The following is an 18,202-nucleotide window of genomic DNA, read 5'->3' as shown; positions in this document are numbered from 1 at the left end:
GGTGAAACGCGGCGCCGTCAGAAGCGCGCTTCGATCAGCCGGATGCGCTTTTCGACAGCCGCCCGCACCAGTCCATTCGACGGCACCAGCACCAGCGACGACGCGATGATCCGGTAGACGTCGTTGCGACGAACCTTGGACACCTGAGCCGGATCGAGCCACGCGCGGTTGTCCACGAGCAGCAGCAGCGTGTCGAGACCGATCAGAATCGGCCATAGACACGCAAGACGCAATCGTACGGACCACGCGGGAATGGCGAGCGTGTAATCGAGCGCCTCGCGGAAATGCGCCAGCGTCTTGCGCACGAGTTCGATCATGAGCGGCCGCGCCCGCACGGAATTCGCGGGCAACAGCAGATCCTGCGCGCTCAGGTTCAGTTCGACCAGCATCGATTGCGGCAGGTAGCAGCGGCCGATTCGCAAGTCCTTGCCGCAATCGCGCAGTACGTTGGTGAGTTGCAGCGCTTTACCGAAACGCACGCCGCGACGCTGCATCGTGGCGGGTTGCTCCTTGAGCGTGCCGGGCATATGCGCGTAGGTCATGGTCGTCCAGAATTCGCCGACGCAACCCGCCACCAGATACGTGTAGCGATCCAGTTCGTCGTAGACGTTCAGCGCAGCGATTTCACCGGACTGCTCGTCGGGGAAAGTGCGAAGGTCGAATTCCATGCCCTCGGTCAGCGTCGTGACGATGTCGCGCACGGCCTGGCGATCCGAGTCGCTGAGTTGCGCGAGAACATCGAGCGCGGGTTCGAGCGATTCGAGCAGCAGCTTTTCGTCCGACTGCTCCTGCTGGGCCGCAACCTCGGCCGCCATGCGCTGGAACAGGGCGGAGTCGCGTGGCGCGCCGTTGACCTGCTCGCGCAGCGACAGCAGCAATGCAAGGCGCTGTTGCGGCGAGATCAGCGAAGTATCGGCAATCGTATCGGCGGCGCGCGCAAGCAGATACGCGAGTCCGATTGGATCACGCATGCCGGCGGGCAGCACGCGCAGCGTGAGATAAAAGGAGCGTGAAACGCCTTTCAGGAGCGGGCCGAGAAGAAAGGCCCGGGTCGGATTCGGCATGAATGGGATCAGGTAAGAATGGGCGAAAACTGGCGCTGCCGAATTGTATACGGTGAAGCACACTGCCCGTGCGGCCCTGGTCCAATGCGCATGGCGTCGCGCGGCTGCTCGCACTCCTCCCGGCTTTACATTGCGATCCACATTTTTCCTGACGGATGACTCGCTTCGATCACTCGCTTCGCTGTGCCGGCTTTGCCGTTTAGCGAAACATCGTCCGCTTCAGGAGCTTGCCCGTCGCCACTTCATCTACGCTCATCCCGCGTAAGCGCCGCGCGGCGGCACGCCGTTCGCCAACCGCGGCGCCGACCGCTAGAATGCCGGATCATCCGTCGCCGTCTGCGGGCCGCCGAATCGCGACGGGAACGCGGATTGCTGCCTCGAATGGGTTAGGCGTACACGGCCGGCGCGCGTTGCGTCGAATGCCGGCACTTTGAACGACACACCACAATGACTATCCACGAATCTCAGACGTCTTCTTCCCGCTCCAACGTGGAAACGGGCGTGCCGGGTCTCGACGAGATCCTCGGCGGAGGTCTGGTCAGCGGCGGCGTCTATCTGCTCGAGGGCATGGCGGGCGCCGGCAAGACGATTCTGTCGAGCCAGATCGGCTTTCATCGCGTGAGTCGCGGAGAAAAGGTGCTGTACATGACCTTGATTGCCGAATCGCACGACAAGCTGCTGGGCCACCTGAAAAACCTCAGTTTCTTCGACGAAGCCGCGGTCGCGCAGCAGATGCTGTTCGTCTCGGGCTATCACGAGTTGATGCAGGACGGCCTCGACGGTTTCCTCAAGCTGATCGCGTCGAGCATCTACGACTACCGTCCGAGCCTGATGATCATCGACGGCTTTCGCAGCGCGCGTGAGTTCAGCGAAACCGAGTTGTCGCTGTCGAAGTTCATTCACGAACTGAACGCGCTGGTCGCGGCGCTCGATTGCACCACCTTGCTGCTCGCGCCGCTGTCGGGCAACGAGCCGCATCCCGAGCACACGCTCGTCGACGGCCTGATCGAACTGAACCGCTACAACGACGGCATGCGCCGCGCTCGCGAAATCGAAGTCCACAAGATGCGCGCGCGCAATCATCTGATGGGCAAGCATTTCTTCCGTATCGCCGAAAGCGGTTTGCTGATGTTCCCGCGCATCGAGGCGCAAGGCGCTTCCATGCCGGGCCCCGTGGACCTCAAAACGCGCCTCGGGTTTGGCCTTCCGCATCTGGACAATCTCCTCGGCGGCGGCTTCGCGCAAGGCTCCACGACGACGCTGATCGGGCCGTCGGGTGTCGGTAAGACACTGCTCTGTCTGCAGTTTCTCGCGGCCGGCGTGGCGCGGGGCGAACGCTGCGTCTATCTCGGCTTCTACGAAGGACCGCAACGGTTGATCGGCAAAGCCGAGGCCGTCTCGATCGGTCTCACCGAAGCCTACGAAAACGGCAGCCTCTCGATTCAGTGGCAACCCGCCATCGAACTGGCGATCGACGAACTCGCGGCAACCGCGCTCGCCACCGTCAAGCGAACCGGCGCGTCGCGCATCGTGATCGACGGCGTGGAAGGATTCCGCGATTCCGCGCTGCGTCCCGAACGCTTCGGGCTATTCCTGAACGCATTGCTGCATCAGTTGCGCGAAGCCTGCGTGACCACGCTGATCACCGAAGAATTGCCGCTTTACGCCGATCCTGGCCATGGAAAAAGCGTGCGGGTTTCGGCGTTGACCGAGAACCTCGTCCTGCTGCGCTACGCGGAAACGGATGCGGGTCTGCGTCGCATGATTTCGGTGGTCAAGCAGCGCGAAAGCGCGCACGACACATCGCTGCGCGAACTCGTGATTTCCTCGCAAGGGCTGGACGTGACGGAAGTTTCGGGGCATCCGGCAAGCATGGTGGCGGAGCCGGGTCTGTCGGCCATGTTGACTCCGCAACGAAAGGTATAGCCGGGCGCCCATGAAAACCATTCTGGTCGTGGACGACGAGTTCGACATTCTCACAGTCTGGCGGCTGCTGCTGGAGCGGCACGGCTATGTGGTCCTCACCGCCTCCAACGGACGCGCCGCGCTCGAGCAGATCCGCATGACGCGGCCGGACATCATCGTGTCGGATTGCATGATGCCGGTCATGTCGGGGCTGCAATTGTGCGCGGCACTGTTCGCCGATCCCGATCTGTGCGCGATTCCGATCATCCTGTGCAGCGCTGCCGCGGACATCCCGCGTCAGCCGAATCCGCACATTCAATACGCGCGCAAACCGCTTTCGTTCGACGCCCTGCTCGACCTGATCGCCGGTTTCGAGCACTGACCGGTCGCCGGTTCGTCCCTCGTCGAACCGGGGAACATTGAACGATTGCGCCATTATTCGAGACGCGCCCACATTCCCGCTTTCTCTCCTGGCCGTTAAAGTCACGCATGGCTCGCGCAGCGTTGACATCGCAAAGCGCGAATCGGCTTGTGGAGATTCATGATGAACAGCAAACGTGGGGCCGTTCCGGCCTCTTTTTTCGGCATCGCGGTGGGTGCCACGGCGTTCGCCAACCTGTGGCGCGTGGCAATCCGGGTGTGGCATCTGCCCGCGTCCGTGGGCGACGTGCTGACGGTCGCGGCGCTCGCAATCTGGCTCGCAATGCTGGCCGCCTACGCCCACAAATGGCTGACCCGCGCGGACGAAGCGCGCGCCGAAATGCAGCATCCGTTGCAATCGTCGTACGCCGCGCTGGGTCCGGTGTCGAGTCTGCTCGTGGCACAACTGATCCTGCCGTACGCCCACACCTTCGCACTCGCCCTGTTCTGGATCGCGACCGTCGCGCAACTGGCGCTCGGCGCGTATCTGCACGGCCGTTTCTGGCAGGGCGGACGCAAGCCCGAACTGGTCACGCCCGCGATTTATCTGCCAACCGTCGCGCCCGGCTTCGTCGCGGGCACCACGGCGGCGGCACTCGGCTTTCATCAGCTCGGCGGACTGTTCTTCGGCGCCGGCCTGCTGTCCTGGCTCGCCATCGAATCGCTCATCCTGCATCGCGCCGCCGTGCACGAACCGTTGCCGGAACCGCTGCGTCCGCTGCTCGGCGTGCAGCTCGCGCCGCCGGTCGTGGGCGGCATCTCCTATCTCAGCCTGACGACCGGCGTACCCGACCTGTTCGCGCTGGCCCTGCTCGGCTACGGCCTGTATCAGATGCTGATCCTGCTGCGCCTGCTGCCGTGGATTCGTCAGCAGCCGTTCACGCCCGTCTACTGGGCGTTCAGTTTCGGTGTCGCGGCTTTGCCGACCATGGCGGCTCGCATGGTCGAACGCGGCGCGGGCAGCCCGCTCGACTGGATCGCGCCGGTTCTGTTCGTGGCCTCGAATCTGGTGATCGGCATCCTTGCCGTGAAGACGCTCGGGCTGCTGATACGCGGCAAGCTGATTGCGCCCGCTGACGTGCAAACCGCAGTACAGCCCACAGCGCAAGCGCCCCAACCGATCGCGACCGACCCGCGCGGCACCAGCGCCGGCTGATTCACGCCAGCGAAGCGGCCAGCGCCCCGACGTTCGCAATCGCCGCATTGCTGCGGGCCGCATCCGAACCCGCTCCCGTCAGATAAACCGACACGAGGATCGGCGCGCGCTGGGGCGGCCAGAGAATCGCGACGTCGTTGGCCGTGCCGTGCTCGCCTGTGCCGGTTTTGTCGCCGACGCGCCAGTCTTTCGGCAGCTTCGCGCGAATCCGCGCGCCGCCGGTTTCGTTCGCGACGAGCCACGCGGCCAGTTGTGCCCGCGAGGCGGTCGACAAACGCTCGCCCAGTAACAGCTCGCGCAGATTGGCGAGCATCGCGTCGGGCGACGTGGTGTCGCGCGGGTCGCCGGGAATCGCTTCATTCAGCGTCGGTTCGTTGCGGTCCAGACGCGTGACGGTGTCGCCGAGCTGACGCACGAAAGCGGTCAAACCCGCCGGTCCGTTCAGGGTCGCCAGCAGCAGATTGGCCGCCGTGTTGTCGCTGAGCGTGATGGCCGCCTTGCACAATTGCGCCACGCTCATGCCGGCGCTGCCCGTGCGCTCACGTGTGTGCTGACTCGTGGCCGGCGAATTCGCCACCAGCTGGCTTTTCGAAAACACCACGCGACGCGCGAGGTTTTCCTCGCCACGGTCCGTGCGCGTCAGCACGGCACCGGCCAACAGCAGCTTGAACGTGCTGCACATCGGAAAACGTTCGTCGCGGCGCGAGCCGGCGCGAAAACCCGTGGCGGTGTCCAGTATCGACACACCGAGCCGACCGCCGCTGTCCGTCTCGATCTGCATGATTTGCCGGCGCATCTGCTGCGCCTTCGCGGAGTCGGCCGGGCTTGCGCCGGCGGCATTCGACGCCGTCGCGCCAAACGCGCCGGCCGCGCCTGACGCAACTCCAGCTATCGCCCCACCCATCACCGTCCCTACGAATTTCCGTCTCGTGATCATCGCCGCTCCTTGTGTCGAGCCGCTACTATCGAATTTTCGCGAGACGCTGACAAACGATGATAAGTTAGTCAGTCCAATAGAAAAACTTATACCTGAATCATGAGACCTTATCTGCCGCTGAACGCGCTGCGCGCCTTCGAATCGTCCGCGCGGCATTTGAGTTTCACGCGTGCCGCGCTCGAACTGAACGTGACCCAGGCGGCCGTCAGCCAGCAGGTCCGCAGCCTCGAAGAGCGCCTCGGCACCACGCTGTTCAAACGGCTGCCGCGCGGCCTCGCGATGACCGACGAGGGCCTCGCACTGCGGCCGGTGCTGAGCGACGCGTTCGATCGTATCGAAGCCGTGCTCAAGCAGTTCGAGGGCGGCCATTTCCACGAGGTGCTGACGGTCGGCGTGGTGGGAACATTTGCGGTCGGCTGGCTCATGCCGCGCCTGAAGTCGTTTCGCGAGGCGCATCCCTTCGTCGAGCTGCGCCTGCTCACCAACAACAACCTGGTGGATCTCGCCACCGAAGGCCTCGACTTCGCCATCCGTTTCGGCGACGGCACCTGGCCCGGCTCGCTCGCCACGCGTCTGCTCGACGCGCCGCTCGCCATCCTGTGTTGCGCGGACATTGCCGCGCGTCTTGCGGGGCCCGCCGATCTCGCCGGCGAAACGCTGCTGCGCTCCTATCGCGCCGACGACTGGATGAACTGGTTCGCCGCCGCCGGCATCGCACCGCGCCCGATTCGCGGCCCGGTATTCGATTCGTCACGGCTGATGGTGGAGGCAGCCATGCAGGGCGCGGGCATCGCGCTCGCGCCGGCGCTGATGTTCGATCACGAGATCAATACGGGGCGCCTCGTGCGTCCGTTCGATATCGAAGTGCATTCGGGCAGCTACTGGCTGACCTGGTTGAAGACCCGTCCCATGACGCCGGCCATGCTGCTGTTCAGTCAATGGATCACTCGGGAAGCTGCGGCGTAAGCGGGCCAGTAGTGCGCGCGTGTTTGCCTGTACCCGTCACGCGGCGGCACGCCGATGTCCGTTCATCGCGGGGCGTTCGGCCTGCGGCGGAAACACGTTCCATGAGCCGTCGTCGTGACGGAAAAAGAAGATCGACAGCAGACCGCCCGGCCGCAACGCTTCGACGCAAACGTAGCGTTGATGCGCGGCGCGGTGGCAGAACTGCACGACGCGCGCGGGCTTCGACGGTGTGGGCGCGAGCCATTTGTCCACGGCCCAGTGCAGGCTTTTTTCGGCGGCAACCATGATGCTCTCCTCGACTTCGATCTATTCAGCCGCGTGCGGCTGCAATTCACTACGACGCGTTCAGGCGGTCTGCACGGCCACGCGCTGAACGGTGCGGCCGTTTTCCACGAAAGCCTTGACGAGACACATGAGCGCCAGCATGCCGGTACGCGGATGACGCAGGCACCCATGCACCTGTTCGCTGCGGCTTTCGCCGAGCAGACACCACGAACAGAAGTGCTCGCAATTGTTGGTCAGCAGGCGATAACGGTTTTCGCCGAGACGCGAGCGTGCGCGCTGCACCGCTTCATCGCCGACATAACGCGCGCTCGGCGTCGTGCGAATCGTCAACGGATGGCCCGCGGCGAAACGCGCGAGTTCCACTTCTTCGACTGGTCCGCGATGCGCCGAACTCGCAAAGCCCGCGTAATGCACCACGCGTCCGTTGCCGACGTAGATGCCGTGATGTTCGTAACCCCGGCGCTGCGTGACGAGATGCGCGCCGATCGGCAGGTCGATGGTCGACGAGGCATGGCGGCTATCGTTGCGCACGGCTTCGTTCGATTCGGAGAGAAGGGTGTTCATGGCTGGCCTCGTTTCGTTTCCAACACTGTTGCGAGGTCTTTTGCATCATCCGGGCCAGTGCTCGAAAAGCCTTGTCTGGCGGGCTCGAATGACGTGAAGCGCTAATTTCTGGCAGGCAGATGTTTGTCACAGGCCGACAGAATCCGATCCGATGTGTTGGCCCATGACGATCATTTTTTCGCTTTAAAAATGGCGAGAGTCTGTCCGTTCAATGTGTTGGGTCTCACACCGCTCGATGCATGCTCGTGTTGGCTGGCCGCCGACCTTCGTGGACGCGCTGCACGTATCGCGCGACACGTGGTTCCCCGCAATCGCACGGCTATCAACGCATCACCGCAAATCGCGCGCGCGACGCGCAATTTGGCATGCCACTTGCAACTGGATGTTCACCAACCTTTGAACCGTGCGCCGCTTCCGGGCGGCCAACCGGAGAACGACATGGCTACCATCACAGTGAACGATCTCTCGATGAATCTCGCGCTCGACCGCCGCGCGATGGCATCTATTCGCGGCGGCGGCGGTGCGCCGTGGGTGTACGGCTGGATTCAGCCTTATGTGCGGGAAACGCCTAGCATCGGGCCGGTCGTCAACCTGTACGAGGTGTCGAACAACTTCTATGCTAACCAGATGATCAACACGTTCCAGTCGGTCGACGTCCGCAATACCGGCGCGAACGCGTCCATCAGTGTCGCTCCCGACGTCAGCAGCAGAAACGATACGGTGTAGCCGTTGTGAACTGTGCAAGCCAGTTTCGATGGACCTCGTCCGCGCGTTCCGACGCCGGACGCGTCCGCGAGATCAACGAAGATGCCTGCCTCGACCAGCCCGAGTCCGGACGCTGGGCCGTCGCCGACGGCATGGGCGGACACGCCGTGGGCGACGTGGCGAGCCGGCTCGTGATCGACGCACTGAGCCGTCTCGCGTCACCCGCCGGCATGAGCGCGACCCTCGCGCAAACGCGCGCGAGTCTGCAAGCCGCCAATCGTCAGTTGAGAGACGAAGCCATGCGCCGGCAGGTGCAGCGAATCGGCTGCACCGTTGTAGTGTTGCTCGCGTGCGACCGATTCTGCGGCTACCTGTGGGCAGGCGATAGCCGCATTTATCTGCTGCGTGAAGGCGCGCTGCGTCAACTCACGCGCGACCACAGTCAGGTGGAAGAACTCAAACTGCTCGGTGTTTTGACGGAAGAAGAAGCGCGCCATCATCCGGCCCAGCACATGATCACGCGCGCGGTAGGCGCGACCGATCTGCTCGAACTCGACGACGACGCCATCGAAGTGGCCGACGGCGATATCTTTCTGCTTTGCAGCGACGGCTTGTCGAACGAAGTGAGCGACGAGGAAATGCTCGACGTGCTGACTCGCGCGGCGTGCGAGCGCGCTTCGGAAGACCTCGTGGAACTCGCGCTCGCGCGCGGCGGTCGCGACAATATCACGGCCGTGGTGGTGCGCGCCGAAGACCCGAATGCATCCGAGAAGACGTTGCTGAATCCCGCGCCATGACTGCGCCGTTCGCGCTAGTCCGCGTCGTCTTCGTCGTTGTCGGGCGCGCCGTTCTTGCCGGGCTGTGTTTGCAGATTGCGGTTGCGGAAGTCTTTCGAATGCAGGCCGTGCTTCTTCAACAGCATTTGCAGATGCGAGCGGTTCATGTCGATACGGCGCGCGAGTTCTGCCACCGTGCCGCTCACCTCGCGTAATCCACGCTCCAGGAAGGCTTTTTCGGCGTCGTCGCTTGCGGCGCGTTTGGCGTCGCTCAAGGACATCAGGTTGGCCACGCTGATCGGCTCCTGTCCGCTTTGCGCCGCTGCCGGCGAGCCGGGCGCCGCGGGCCGCATGTCCACCGGCAAGTGGTCGATGTCGGCCATATCGCCCGCGAGGCACGACACGCGGTACATCACGTTACGCAATTCGCGGATGTTGCCAGGAAAGGCGTAGTTGAGCAGAAAGTCCCGCAAACGTGGGGTCAATCTGACCGGCCGCCGTTTCAGGCTGCCCGCCGCTTCGTCGCCGAACCATGAGATGAGCAGCGGAATCTCGTCGCGCCGCTCGCGCAGCGGCGGCAACGTGACGTGGATCACACTCAACCGATAGAACAGGTCCTCGCGGAATTTGCCTTCTTCGCTGAGTTGCCGAAGATTGCGATTGGTCGCCGCGACAATGCGCGTATCCACCGCGATGGTTTCGTCGGAACCCACGCGCTGAATCTCGTGGGCTTCCAGCACGCGCAGCAGTTTCACCTGACCAGCCAGCGGCAATTCGCCGATCTCGTCGAGAAAGATCGTGCCGGTATGCGCGCTTTCGAACTTGCCTCTGCGATCGTTCGACGCTCCCGTGAACGCGCCCTTGCGATGCCCGAACAATTCCGACTCCAGCAGATTGTCGGGAATCGCGCCGCAGTTCACGGAGATGAACGGCTTGTCGGCACGAGAGCCGTTGGCGTGCACGACCTTCGCCATCAGTTCCTTGCCCGTGCCGCTTTCGCCGTCGATCAATACGGGCAAATCGGTCGGCGCCGCTTTCTCGGCAATCTCCAGCGATTCGAGCAAACGTGGATTGTCGCCGAACGTGCCTTCGAAGATGAAGCTGCGTTCGAGCAGCGCCTTGCGACGCGCGCCACGCGACTGGTCGGCGCCATCGTCACGATTGGCCTCGGCGGCCGAGGCGGCCTGCACGAAACGCTCCTTGTGCGACAGCTGCATCACTTCGTCGCGCAAAGACGTGGCCTGGCGCAGCAGCTTGTCGATATCCGCGCGTTCGAGGCGCGACGACCAGCGCAGCGTGGAGCGCAGAATCTCGATCTTCTCGATCAAGCCTGCATAGGAAATCGCCGGGCTGGCCTCTTCTATCTGGTCGAGTATCTTCATCAGGCGCTCAACTGTTTCTGGACCAGCTGGTAGTACATGCCGCCGCGCTGGATCAGTTCATCGTGACGACCCTGTTCGACAATCGCGCCTTCGTACAGCACGAGAATTTTGTCGGCGCGCATGATCGTGCTGAGCCGGTGCGCGATGATGACCGCGGTCCGGCCCTTCAGGATCTCGTGCATATTGCCGAGAATATTGCTTTCCGATTGCGAATCGAGCGAGGACGTCGCCTCGTCGAATACCAGCAGACGCGGATCGTGATACAAGGCCCGCGCAATGCACAGGCGTTGAATCTGGCCGCCGGAAAGACCGACGCCGCGCTCGCCGACAATCTGCTCGTAGCCGAGCGGCATCTTGGCGATGAACGCGTGCGCGTCCGCCATCTTCGCGACTTCTTCGATACGCCGCCGGTCGGGCGAATCGTCGCCGCTCGCGATGTTCTCGGCGATCGTGCCCGAGAACAGCAGATTGCTCTGCATCACATAGCCGATCTGCGAGCGGAAATAAGCTTTATCGACCACGCCGAGATCGTAGCCGTCGATCGTCATCTTGCCTTCGGTGGGCGTATAAAAGCCAACCAGCAACTTCGCGAGCGTCGTCTTGCCCGACCCGCTACGACCGACTATCGCCACCATCTCGCCAGGCTTGATATCGAAGCTGATGTTCTCCAGCACGTACGCCGAGTCGTTTTCGCCGTAACGGAAGTACACGCCGCTCAAGCTGATTTCACCCTGCAATTCCGGCAACATCACGCGCGACGGCAAATCGGCCGGCTTCTGCTCCGGTTCGATATCGAGCACGTCGCCAAGACGTTCCATGGCCACGCCCGCATCGTTCACCATGCTCCACAAACCCACGAGTCCCATCAACGGGCCGAGCACGCTCCCCATGAAGGCATTGAATGCAATGAGCTGGCCAATCGTCATTTCGCGCGCCAGCACCAGATTCGCGCCCACCCAGAGAATCGCAATCGTGGTGGCGGCATTGAGCAACTGACTGCCCAGGCCGACGAGAATACCGAAAGCGTGCGCACGATACTGCACTTCCAGCGCTTTGGCGTACTTCTTCTCCCAGCGCAAGCGCACCGGCCGCTCGATGCCCATGCCCTTCACCGTTTCGACACCCGCGAGCGCCTCCATCAGAAACGCTTTCGAATCCGTCGACGCCGTGAATACCTCGCGGGCGTAGTGCTTGATACGCGGCGTGGCGATCGCGGTCAGCCCCATGATCGGAATAACGAAGGCAATCAGCACGAGCGTCATCTTCACGTTATAAACAAACATGATCGTGAAGTAGATGAACACCATGAGCAGGTTTAAAGCCGTCGTCACCGTGGATTCGGTGAGGAACGCGCGGATCGTCTGGTTCTCCTGGAAACGCGCGAAAATGTCGCCGGTCTTGCGTTTGGCGAAGAACGAGAACGGCAGCGACATCGTATGTTTGAAGAACTGCGACATCATCGCGAAGTCCATGTTGCGCACCATGAAGTTCGCCAGATAGGCGCGAATCGACGACATCAATTGCGAAAACACATTGGCGATGATGAGCCCGCCAATCAGCAGATGCAGCAGACTCACGTTCTGATGCACGATCACGCCGTCGAGAATGTTCTGGATAATCAGCGGCGGAATGACACCCAACACCTGAATCACGAATGTCGCCAGAAACAGGTGACCCAGAATCTTCTTGTACGGCCGCAGATACCCCACGAAACGGATCCACGGCGAACGCGCCGCGGACATCTGCAACATGTTCGGACCGCCCGTGAACAGCAGACACGTGCCGCTCCAGCCGCGCTCGAAGTCTTCGACGGTGAGCTTTCTGAAACCGAGCGCGGGGTCGGCGATCCACACATAGTCTTTGGAGACGCCGTAGATCACCACGTAGTGATAGCCTTCCCAATGCACGATAAAGGGCAGATCGAAGCCGCGTAGCGAGTCGAAGGTGCATTGCACGCCGCGCGCCGTGAAGCCGAGCGATTCGCCGGCTCGCGCGAGACTGTCGAGTGTGGCGCCCTGGGTCGTGACGTTGGCCAGTTCGCGCAACTTGCCGAGCGTCATGGGAATGCCGTAGTGGCGGCACACCATGGCAAGGCAGGCCGCGCCGCAATCCATTTCCTCGGCCTGCTCCACCAGCGCAAAACGCTTGATGAGCTTTTCGCCGAATTCGGGTTTGCTTTGCAGGTCGAGCATCAACGGCAATTTGCGGCGTTGCTCGACGCGCTTTTGCCGCTGCAATTCGCGGTCGCCGAAACGAATGCGCTCGTCCAGTACTTCGCGCAGTTTCGGATTGCGCTCCAGAATGAAATGGACCGTGCGTTCGGGAATGACGAGTAAGCGCGTGTCGACGCTCGCGACGGCCGAGGCCATCTGCTCCTGACGCATCAAACAGGCTTTTTCGCCAAAGATTTCGCCCTCACCCAAGGTTGCCAGCGTGTAATCGCGACCTTCCTCGTGGCGCACGATACGTACTTCACCCTGGCGCACCACGTAAAGCCGCCGGTCTTCACGGCCGTCCTGCCTGAGAATTTCCTTGCCCGCCGCCACGCGCTTCACGCCCACACTGCGCACGTATTCTTCGAGTTCCGCCTTGTTGAGCTTGCCGCGCAGATCGAACAACTGCGCAACGAAACCGCCCGCCGAGTTGATCGCCACGTAGCTCGCGACAAACGCGAGTGCCGCCTGATTGCCCGCGATCACCGGTTCGATGACCGCGCGGGGAATAAAGAGCAACTCGGTTTTCGCGGAAGACCGCACCGACGCCTCGTGGACATAGGCGCGCAACATCGCGATGTCGGCGAAAATCTCGCCCGACTTGCGCACGCCCATGCTGGTTTCCTTGCCGTGCTCTTCCGTGAAAATACGCACGGAGCCCGAGCGAACCACGTACAAACCGTCGGCCGTCTCACCTGCCGAACAGACGGTCTCGCCGAACGAGTAAAAGCGCGCTTGCGCGAATTCGGCAAGACGGTCTATCTCGTCGCGCGAAAAAGGCGAAAGGATCTCCACCGAACTCAGGAATTCGGCGGCGGAGGGCGCGGTCTGGGGTGCATCCATGAGCGGTCCGGTTTCGTTACGAGGCGGGCGTTGAGCGGAAACGATCCAGCACGCCTAGCGCGCTTCGATCACATGTTCCTGGGCGCGGGCAATCAGCCAGCTCTCGCGCAACAGGCGGCGCACTTCGGCGGCCACGTCGGCGTCGAGCGCGGCGGGATACTTCGCCGTTACCGCAAAAATCTCGAAGCACGAGCGGTCGGCGGACGCGAACGGGCCGAGCAGATCGCCCACCGAGGCGTTGAAAATCTTCGCTTCGATATCGGGCTTCAGCGAGCCGCGCAGCACCTTGCCGATCACGCCGCCCGCTTCGCGCGTGTCGGCGATGGAGTGCTCGCGCGCCATGTCGGCGAAACTGTCGGGGTCGTCGTGCAGATACGAGATCATTTCCTTCGCCTTGCCTTCGCTATCGAGCACGATATGGCTCACTTCGATCGCGTCGAACTTGGGCGAATTGAGTGCGAAGTAATCTTTGATTGCGGCCTCGTTGCCTACCGCGTCGAGCATCTTCTCCTGATACAGGCCGTCGGTGATGAACGCCTCGAATTCGTCGAGACTCACGTTCAGCGCGTCGAGATACTGATTCATATCCGCCGCGCGATGCAGGCCGCGCACGCGACGAAACTGATCGGCGCGCTCCTGCACTTCGTCGGCACTGACGGCAATGCCCTGCTTTTTCGCGGCATGCACCGTGAGCTTGTCGCGCACGATCTGCTCGATCAGGCTTTCGAACTGGCCGGTCAGTTTCAGCAGACGGATAAACTCGCTCACGTCTACCACTTCGTCATCGATTCGCACTATCGCGGTCATGTCATCCGCTCCTTGAATGGGCGTGTCAGCGGCGTGGCGGCACTCAACCCGCCACTTGCCTGAATGGATCGAGTCCGAGATCGATCAGGCGCCGTTCGCGCACCACGATCTCCGCGTTCGCCGTCATGCCGTAACGCAACGGGTAGCGTGTATCGGCAATCTGGTAATAGTTTTTGTCCAGCGTGACGCGGCCTTCGTACACCGGCTGCTTGTCCTGCGCGGACGGCTTGGTGGCCGGCGAGATATAAGCGAGCGTGCCGCTAATCAGGCCATAACGTTGATACGGAAACGCGTTGAACTTCAGCTTCACCGGCAGGCCTTCGTGCAGAAAAGCGCGGTCGTGTTCGGCGATCTCGATCTTCAGGACGGGCCGTGCGTCTTTCGGCGCAATGCCGCCGAGCGGTGCGTTCGCCTGAATCTTGTCGCCGCGCTGCGTGGAGGTCACATCCGTAATCACGCCCGAAACTGGCGCGAGAATCAGCAGGAAGTTGTCTTTGTCGATATTCTCGAAACGGATGCGCGCCGCCGCTTCCGACACCAGCCGCGCGCTTTGCAATTGCAGGCGCACCTTGTCTTCGGCGTCGGTAATATCGCGCACCGCCGAGTCGTACTGGAGTTGCAGATCCGTGGTTTGCTGGCCGCTGGTTTCGAGTTGCGCGTTGGCTTGCGCGTATTCGTGGCTCAGACGGAAATCCAGCTCGGCGAGTTTCGACTGAGCGACACGATAAGCGTTGTCCGCTTCCATCGCGGCGGTACGTTTCTGCTCCACCTGCAATTCGGCAATACCGCCGCCGCCCGGCTGCGCGAACAGACGCGAATAGCGGTCGAGTTCCTGGCGCGCCGCTTCGCGTGTGCGGCGCGCGTTGTCGAGCACGCTGCGCGCTTCGTCGAGTTCGGCTTTCTGCCCTTCCGCGAGTTTGGTCGTGCCCTCCGACACGCGATTTTCGTGCTGGCGCGCCTCCACTTCCATTTGCGCCTTCAATGCAGCGGCCTTGCGCTCCATCAGCGCTTTTTTCTCAGGAAACTGTTTCCAGTCGCGCTCGGCGTCTTCGAGTTTGAGTTGCGCCTGCAGCGCATTGCTGGCCGCTTCGATTGCGCCACGTGCGTTCAGCCGCGCGAGCACGTCGCCCTTTTGCACCGGCTGACCCTCGGCGATATACAGGTCGGCGAGTTCACCGTCGATCGGTGCGTAGATGCGGCGCACTTCCGATTCCGGCGACAAGGTGCCCTGCGCGCTCACGATCACATCCGCGCGCCCCACGAACGACCAGAGCAGGCCCACCACCACGAGCGCGACCATCGCCCAGATCAGCGCGCGGGCGATCTTCACCGGCTCGGCGGTCAGAATCGCAATGCCTTCGACGCTGTGATCTTCCAGCGCCTCGGAGAGCGATTTAAGGTGACTGTCGCGTTTCACTCTGATCGCCTCCAATCAATGCCAGCTTCGCCTTCAGCAGCCCCGGATCGAGCACCATGCGCAAATCCGTCAGCGAACGGCGTTGCAGGTTCACCTCGGCGTCGATATCCGCGAGCAGACGGTCGAAATCGGCGGGATGGTCCGCCTTCAGTTGGGTGTAGATACGCATTCCCTGCTGCGCGGCCGTCTGAGCCTCGGACAACAGACGCGCCTCGCTGCGAAAGCCGCCCGAGATGCCGCCTTCGAGCCGCTGCGTGCCGCCGATTGCGCCGCCCGCACGGTACTGCTTCCACAGGCTCTGCGCGCGCAGCAGCAGGTCTTGCGCGCGGGCCAGCGCCGAGTCGTGCAGCGCGGAGACGTCTTTCTGGATCGACTGCAAAAACCACGCGTCGGTCTGCGGATCGAGGCTGGCGTAGAACGACAGCAAACGCTGGCTATCGTCCTTGCTGCCGCGCGTTTTCTGCAGATCGGCAAATTGATCGAGCAAGGTCTTCTTGTGCGCGGCTTCTGCCGCCAGCACGTCGGACCACGGTCCCGCCGGCATGGCCTGCAAACCGGCCAGCGCCTGCTGCCCGTCGCCGCGCAGCCAGGCCGCGCTCACGGCATCGTGGCGCTCGATTACGTCGGTGGACGGCAAACGCGTGGTGGCGAGCTGATGGAATTGGGCCTGAAACGGCGGCGTGGTCAGACGCAAGGTTTTCAGCAAGGCCAGCAGCGTGACGAGCTGACGGCCGAGCGTTGCGTTCAGCACGCCGGTGTACTGGCGCAAATCTTCGCGTACGCGGTCGAGTCCGGCGAGACGCGGATAGCGTTGCGCGTAGTCGTCGAGTACCGCCGGCAGCGCATCGGGTTTGTCGCGTGCGAGCTCGGTCCGGATCGTGCCGTTCAGCCGGTCGATGGCGGCGACATACACCGAGTCGTCGCTTTCCAGTTTGCGCAGATGGCTGAGCGCCTGCGCGTACGGATCGGCAAATGCGGGCACGTAGGCCGCGATACGATCGAGTGCCCGCTGGTGGCTTTTCGCGTCGTCGTCCCAGCGTTGCAACAGGCGGGTGATCGTCGTTTCGTCCGCGTACATGCGGATCGGGGCGTCCACGCCGCCGCGTCCCACGACGAAACGCTCCAGATCGCCCACCCACTGCAATTCGCCGATCAGCGACGCGGCGTCGGCGTTGTTCGCACTCGATGCTTTCATGTCCTTGAGCAGCGCGTCGGCATCGTCGAACTGGGCCTTTTCGAGCGCGTTCAGCCAGCCCGGCACTTTGGCCTTGAGTAGCGCCTCGCTCGCCAGCGCACTGACTTTCGTGTCGCCGGGATGACCCGCCAGATAGCCATTTGCCGACACCACCGCGCTGCTGTAATCGCCGCTGGCAAGCAGAGTTTTTAGTTCACGCTCGGAAGAACCGCGCATGTACAGCGCCACCCCGATCGCCACCAGCACGACGAGACCCGCGCCGCCGCCCCAGACCAGGCGGCGCATGTGATGGCGATCGGCGCCGGCGAAAGCCTTGTTCAGTTCGCCGGCGAGCAAGCGCCAGCGCTGCGTGCGTCGCCTCGTCGGGATCGCTGCGCCGTTGGCGGGCTGCGTGCCGTTCTCGCCGCGCGCCATTCTGGCGCTACCCGAACCATCGTGTTTATCCGACGCCAACGGCTGCTGTGCTGCCTCGTTGATTTCGTCTTCGCGCTGCAACGCCGGATCGACGCAGAAGATATCGAGGAACGAATGCGCGGCGGCGACGAAGGTGGTTTTGTCGGGATCGGCGGCGTCGCCGATGGCGGGGTTGAGCATGAGTTGGGTCACGGTCGGCTCGACTTCGGCGGGTTGTTGCAACGTCACCCTGTAGACGAAGTGGTCGCCGCCAAATGCAACGACGTCGCCGTCGGCCAACGGCAGCGCCGATTCGTCGAGCCGCTTTCCGCCGACGAATGTCCCGTTGGTGCTGCCCAGGTCTTCGACATACAACTGCCCGCTCTTCACGAAGATGTGCGCGTGCCGCCGTGAAATGTAATTGACCTGATGCGGATAGCGATCCTTGTAGCGCGAGAAAATCTCATCGGTTTTGCTGACGAGAAACGGAAAAGCCGTGACTTCGATGGGCAGCAATTCGAGGTCGTCGCGTTGCGGCACGAGCAGCAGCGCCGGCGCGAGCGCCGCGCTGGAGGCCGCGACGATACGTGCGCGCGGTTCGATGCTCACCCGGTAGCAGAGTTCGCCGCCGAAGCAGAGTTCGTCGCCGGCACGCACGCGGGCAGGCGTGGTTCGCACGGCCACGCCGTTGACGGTCGTGCCGTTCTTGCTGCCGAGATCGGCCACGTACACCGCGCCGTGTTCCGTGAAAATACGCGCATGACGGCGCGACAGCCGCGACAAACGGTCGGCCGGATAATCGGTGAACGGCGCTTCACTGCGCCCAATGGCAAACAGACTGTCGACGATACGGATCGCGTCGAGTGCGGGCCGTGACACGGCCTGCGACATACCACCCGCCGACGGCGCCGGTTCGAGCGGCGAGAGCACCACGTCGAACACGGGACCGGCTATCGTACGCATCTCGGCAATCGGAGCTTCGCCGGTGGTCATTTTATCTGGATCACTAATCGTTTACCCGCTGCGGCGAGAACGCAGCGAGATAGAGGAACATGAACCACGGCGAGTCGTGCTGTTTTCAGGGAGCGGCGCAAACGTCGGCTCCTTACAGATTTTAAGTCACGCATGGCGAGTGTCAATTTCCGGAATGCCGCTGACGAAGCGGATAAGCGCG

The 18,202-nt window shown here is 62.8% G+C and carries 15 protein-coding genes; 6 read left to right on the top strand and 9 right to left on the bottom strand.

Annotated features, from left to right (window positions below; translation table 11 throughout):
• Positions 1-17: 17 nt before the first annotated feature.
• On the bottom strand, positions 18-1,064 hold the full coding sequence (locus P3T18_RS11925; protein ID WP_429300134.1) for a phytoene/squalene synthase family protein: 1,047 nt from the start codon (positions 1,062-1,064) through the stop codon (positions 18-20).
• 447 nt (positions 1,065-1,511) lie between these two features.
• Here P3T18_RS11925 and P3T18_RS11920 point away from each other — a divergent pair, with 447 nt between their 5' ends.
• From P3T18_RS11920 to tehA, 3 genes are all read left to right on the top strand, one after another.
• Positions 1,512-2,990 carry an RAD55 family ATPase gene (locus P3T18_RS11920; RefSeq protein WP_429300133.1) on the top strand — a complete coding sequence of 493 codons (1,479 nt, stop codon included), beginning with the start codon at positions 1,512-1,514 and terminating at the stop codon, positions 2,988-2,990.
• Positions 2,991-3,000: 10 nt separating this feature from the next.
• Complete coding sequence (locus P3T18_RS11915) at positions 3,001-3,351, top strand: response regulator (protein ID WP_429300132.1); 351 nt, start codon at positions 3,001-3,003, stop codon at positions 3,349-3,351.
• Between the two features lie 162 nt (positions 3,352-3,513).
• The gene (gene tehA, locus P3T18_RS11910; RefSeq protein WP_429301071.1) at positions 3,514-4,545 is read left to right on the top strand and encodes a dicarboxylate transporter/tellurite-resistance protein TehA; all 1,032 of its coding nucleotides are present in this window, start codon (positions 3,514-3,516) and stop codon (positions 4,543-4,545) included.
• 1 nt (position 4,546) lies between these two features.
• Here tehA and bla read toward each other — a convergent pair whose 3' ends face one another.
• Positions 4,547-5,449 carry a class A beta-lactamase gene (gene bla / locus P3T18_RS11905; protein WP_429301070.1) on the bottom strand — a complete coding sequence of 301 codons (903 nt, stop codon included), beginning with the start codon at positions 5,447-5,449 and terminating at the stop codon, positions 4,547-4,549.
• A 132-nt stretch (positions 5,450-5,581) separates the two neighbouring features.
• On the opposite strand from bla, the gene P3T18_RS11900 reads away from it, so the two are divergent.
• Positions 5,582-6,448 carry a LysR family transcriptional regulator gene (locus tag P3T18_RS11900; RefSeq protein WP_429300131.1) on the top strand — a complete coding sequence of 289 codons (867 nt, stop codon included), beginning with the start codon at positions 5,582-5,584 and terminating at the stop codon, positions 6,446-6,448.
• Positions 6,449-6,484: 36 nt separating this feature from the next.
• Here the strand turns inward: P3T18_RS11900 and P3T18_RS11895 are convergent, their stop codons facing one another.
• A complete protein-coding gene (locus P3T18_RS11895) occupies positions 6,485-6,733 on the bottom strand; it encodes a hypothetical protein (protein WP_429300130.1) in 249 nt (82 codons plus the stop codon).
• Positions 6,734-6,793: 60 nt separating this feature from the next.
• Positions 6,794-7,297 (bottom strand): lecithin retinol acyltransferase family protein, encoded by a 504-nt coding sequence (locus tag P3T18_RS11890; protein WP_429300129.1) that lies wholly within the window; start codon positions 7,295-7,297, stop codon positions 6,794-6,796.
• 438 nt (positions 7,298-7,735) lie between these two features.
• On the opposite strand from P3T18_RS11890, the gene P3T18_RS11885 reads away from it, so the two are divergent.
• Together P3T18_RS11885 and P3T18_RS11880 are read left to right on the top strand one after the other, a co-directional pair.
• The gene (locus P3T18_RS11885) at positions 7,736-8,023 is read left to right on the top strand and encodes a hypothetical protein (protein ID WP_429300128.1); all 288 of its coding nucleotides are present in this window, start codon (positions 7,736-7,738) and stop codon (positions 8,021-8,023) included.
• A 5-nt stretch (positions 8,024-8,028) separates the two neighbouring features.
• A complete protein-coding gene (locus tag P3T18_RS11880) occupies positions 8,029-8,799 on the top strand; it encodes a PP2C family protein-serine/threonine phosphatase (protein ID WP_429300127.1) in 771 nt (256 codons plus the stop codon).
• Positions 8,800-8,813: 14 nt separating this feature from the next.
• Here the strand turns inward: P3T18_RS11880 and P3T18_RS11875 are convergent, their stop codons facing one another.
• The 5 genes from P3T18_RS11875 to P3T18_RS11855 are packed head-to-tail and all read right to left on the bottom strand — an operon-like array spanning position 8,814 to position 18,021.
• On the bottom strand, positions 8,814-10,163 hold the full coding sequence (locus P3T18_RS11875; protein WP_429301069.1) for a sigma-54 interaction domain-containing protein: 1,350 nt from the start codon (positions 10,161-10,163) through the stop codon (positions 8,814-8,816).
• The gene (locus P3T18_RS11870) at positions 10,160-13,216 is read right to left on the bottom strand and encodes a peptidase domain-containing ABC transporter (protein ID WP_429300126.1); all 3,057 of its coding nucleotides are present in this window, start codon (positions 13,214-13,216) and stop codon (positions 10,160-10,162) included. The genes P3T18_RS11875 and P3T18_RS11870 overlap by 4 nt, the downstream gene beginning before the upstream one ends.
• A 54-nt stretch (positions 13,217-13,270) precedes the next feature.
• Entirely contained in the window at positions 13,271-14,023 is a 753-nt protein-coding gene (locus P3T18_RS11865) for a peptidylprolyl isomerase (protein ID WP_429300125.1), read from the bottom strand.
• A gap of 43 nt (positions 14,024-14,066) precedes the next feature.
• Positions 14,067-15,440, bottom strand: a complete 1,374-nt coding sequence (locus P3T18_RS11860; RefSeq protein WP_429300124.1) for an HlyD family efflux transporter periplasmic adaptor subunit — start codon at positions 15,438-15,440, stop codon at positions 14,067-14,069.
• A complete protein-coding gene (locus P3T18_RS11855) occupies positions 15,418-18,021 on the bottom strand; it encodes an FHA domain-containing protein (protein ID WP_429300123.1) in 2,604 nt (867 codons plus the stop codon). Before P3T18_RS11855 ends, P3T18_RS11860 begins: the two co-directional genes overlap by 23 nt.
• Positions 18,022-18,202: the final 181 nt, after the last annotated feature.

Source organism: Paraburkholderia sp. GAS199, from assembly GCF_050436585.1.
Classification (GTDB): domain Bacteria; phylum Pseudomonadota; class Gammaproteobacteria; order Burkholderiales; family Burkholderiaceae; genus Paraburkholderia.
The sequence above is the reverse complement of the archived record's forward strand: the minus strand, read 5'-3'. Positions and strand labels throughout refer to the sequence as shown.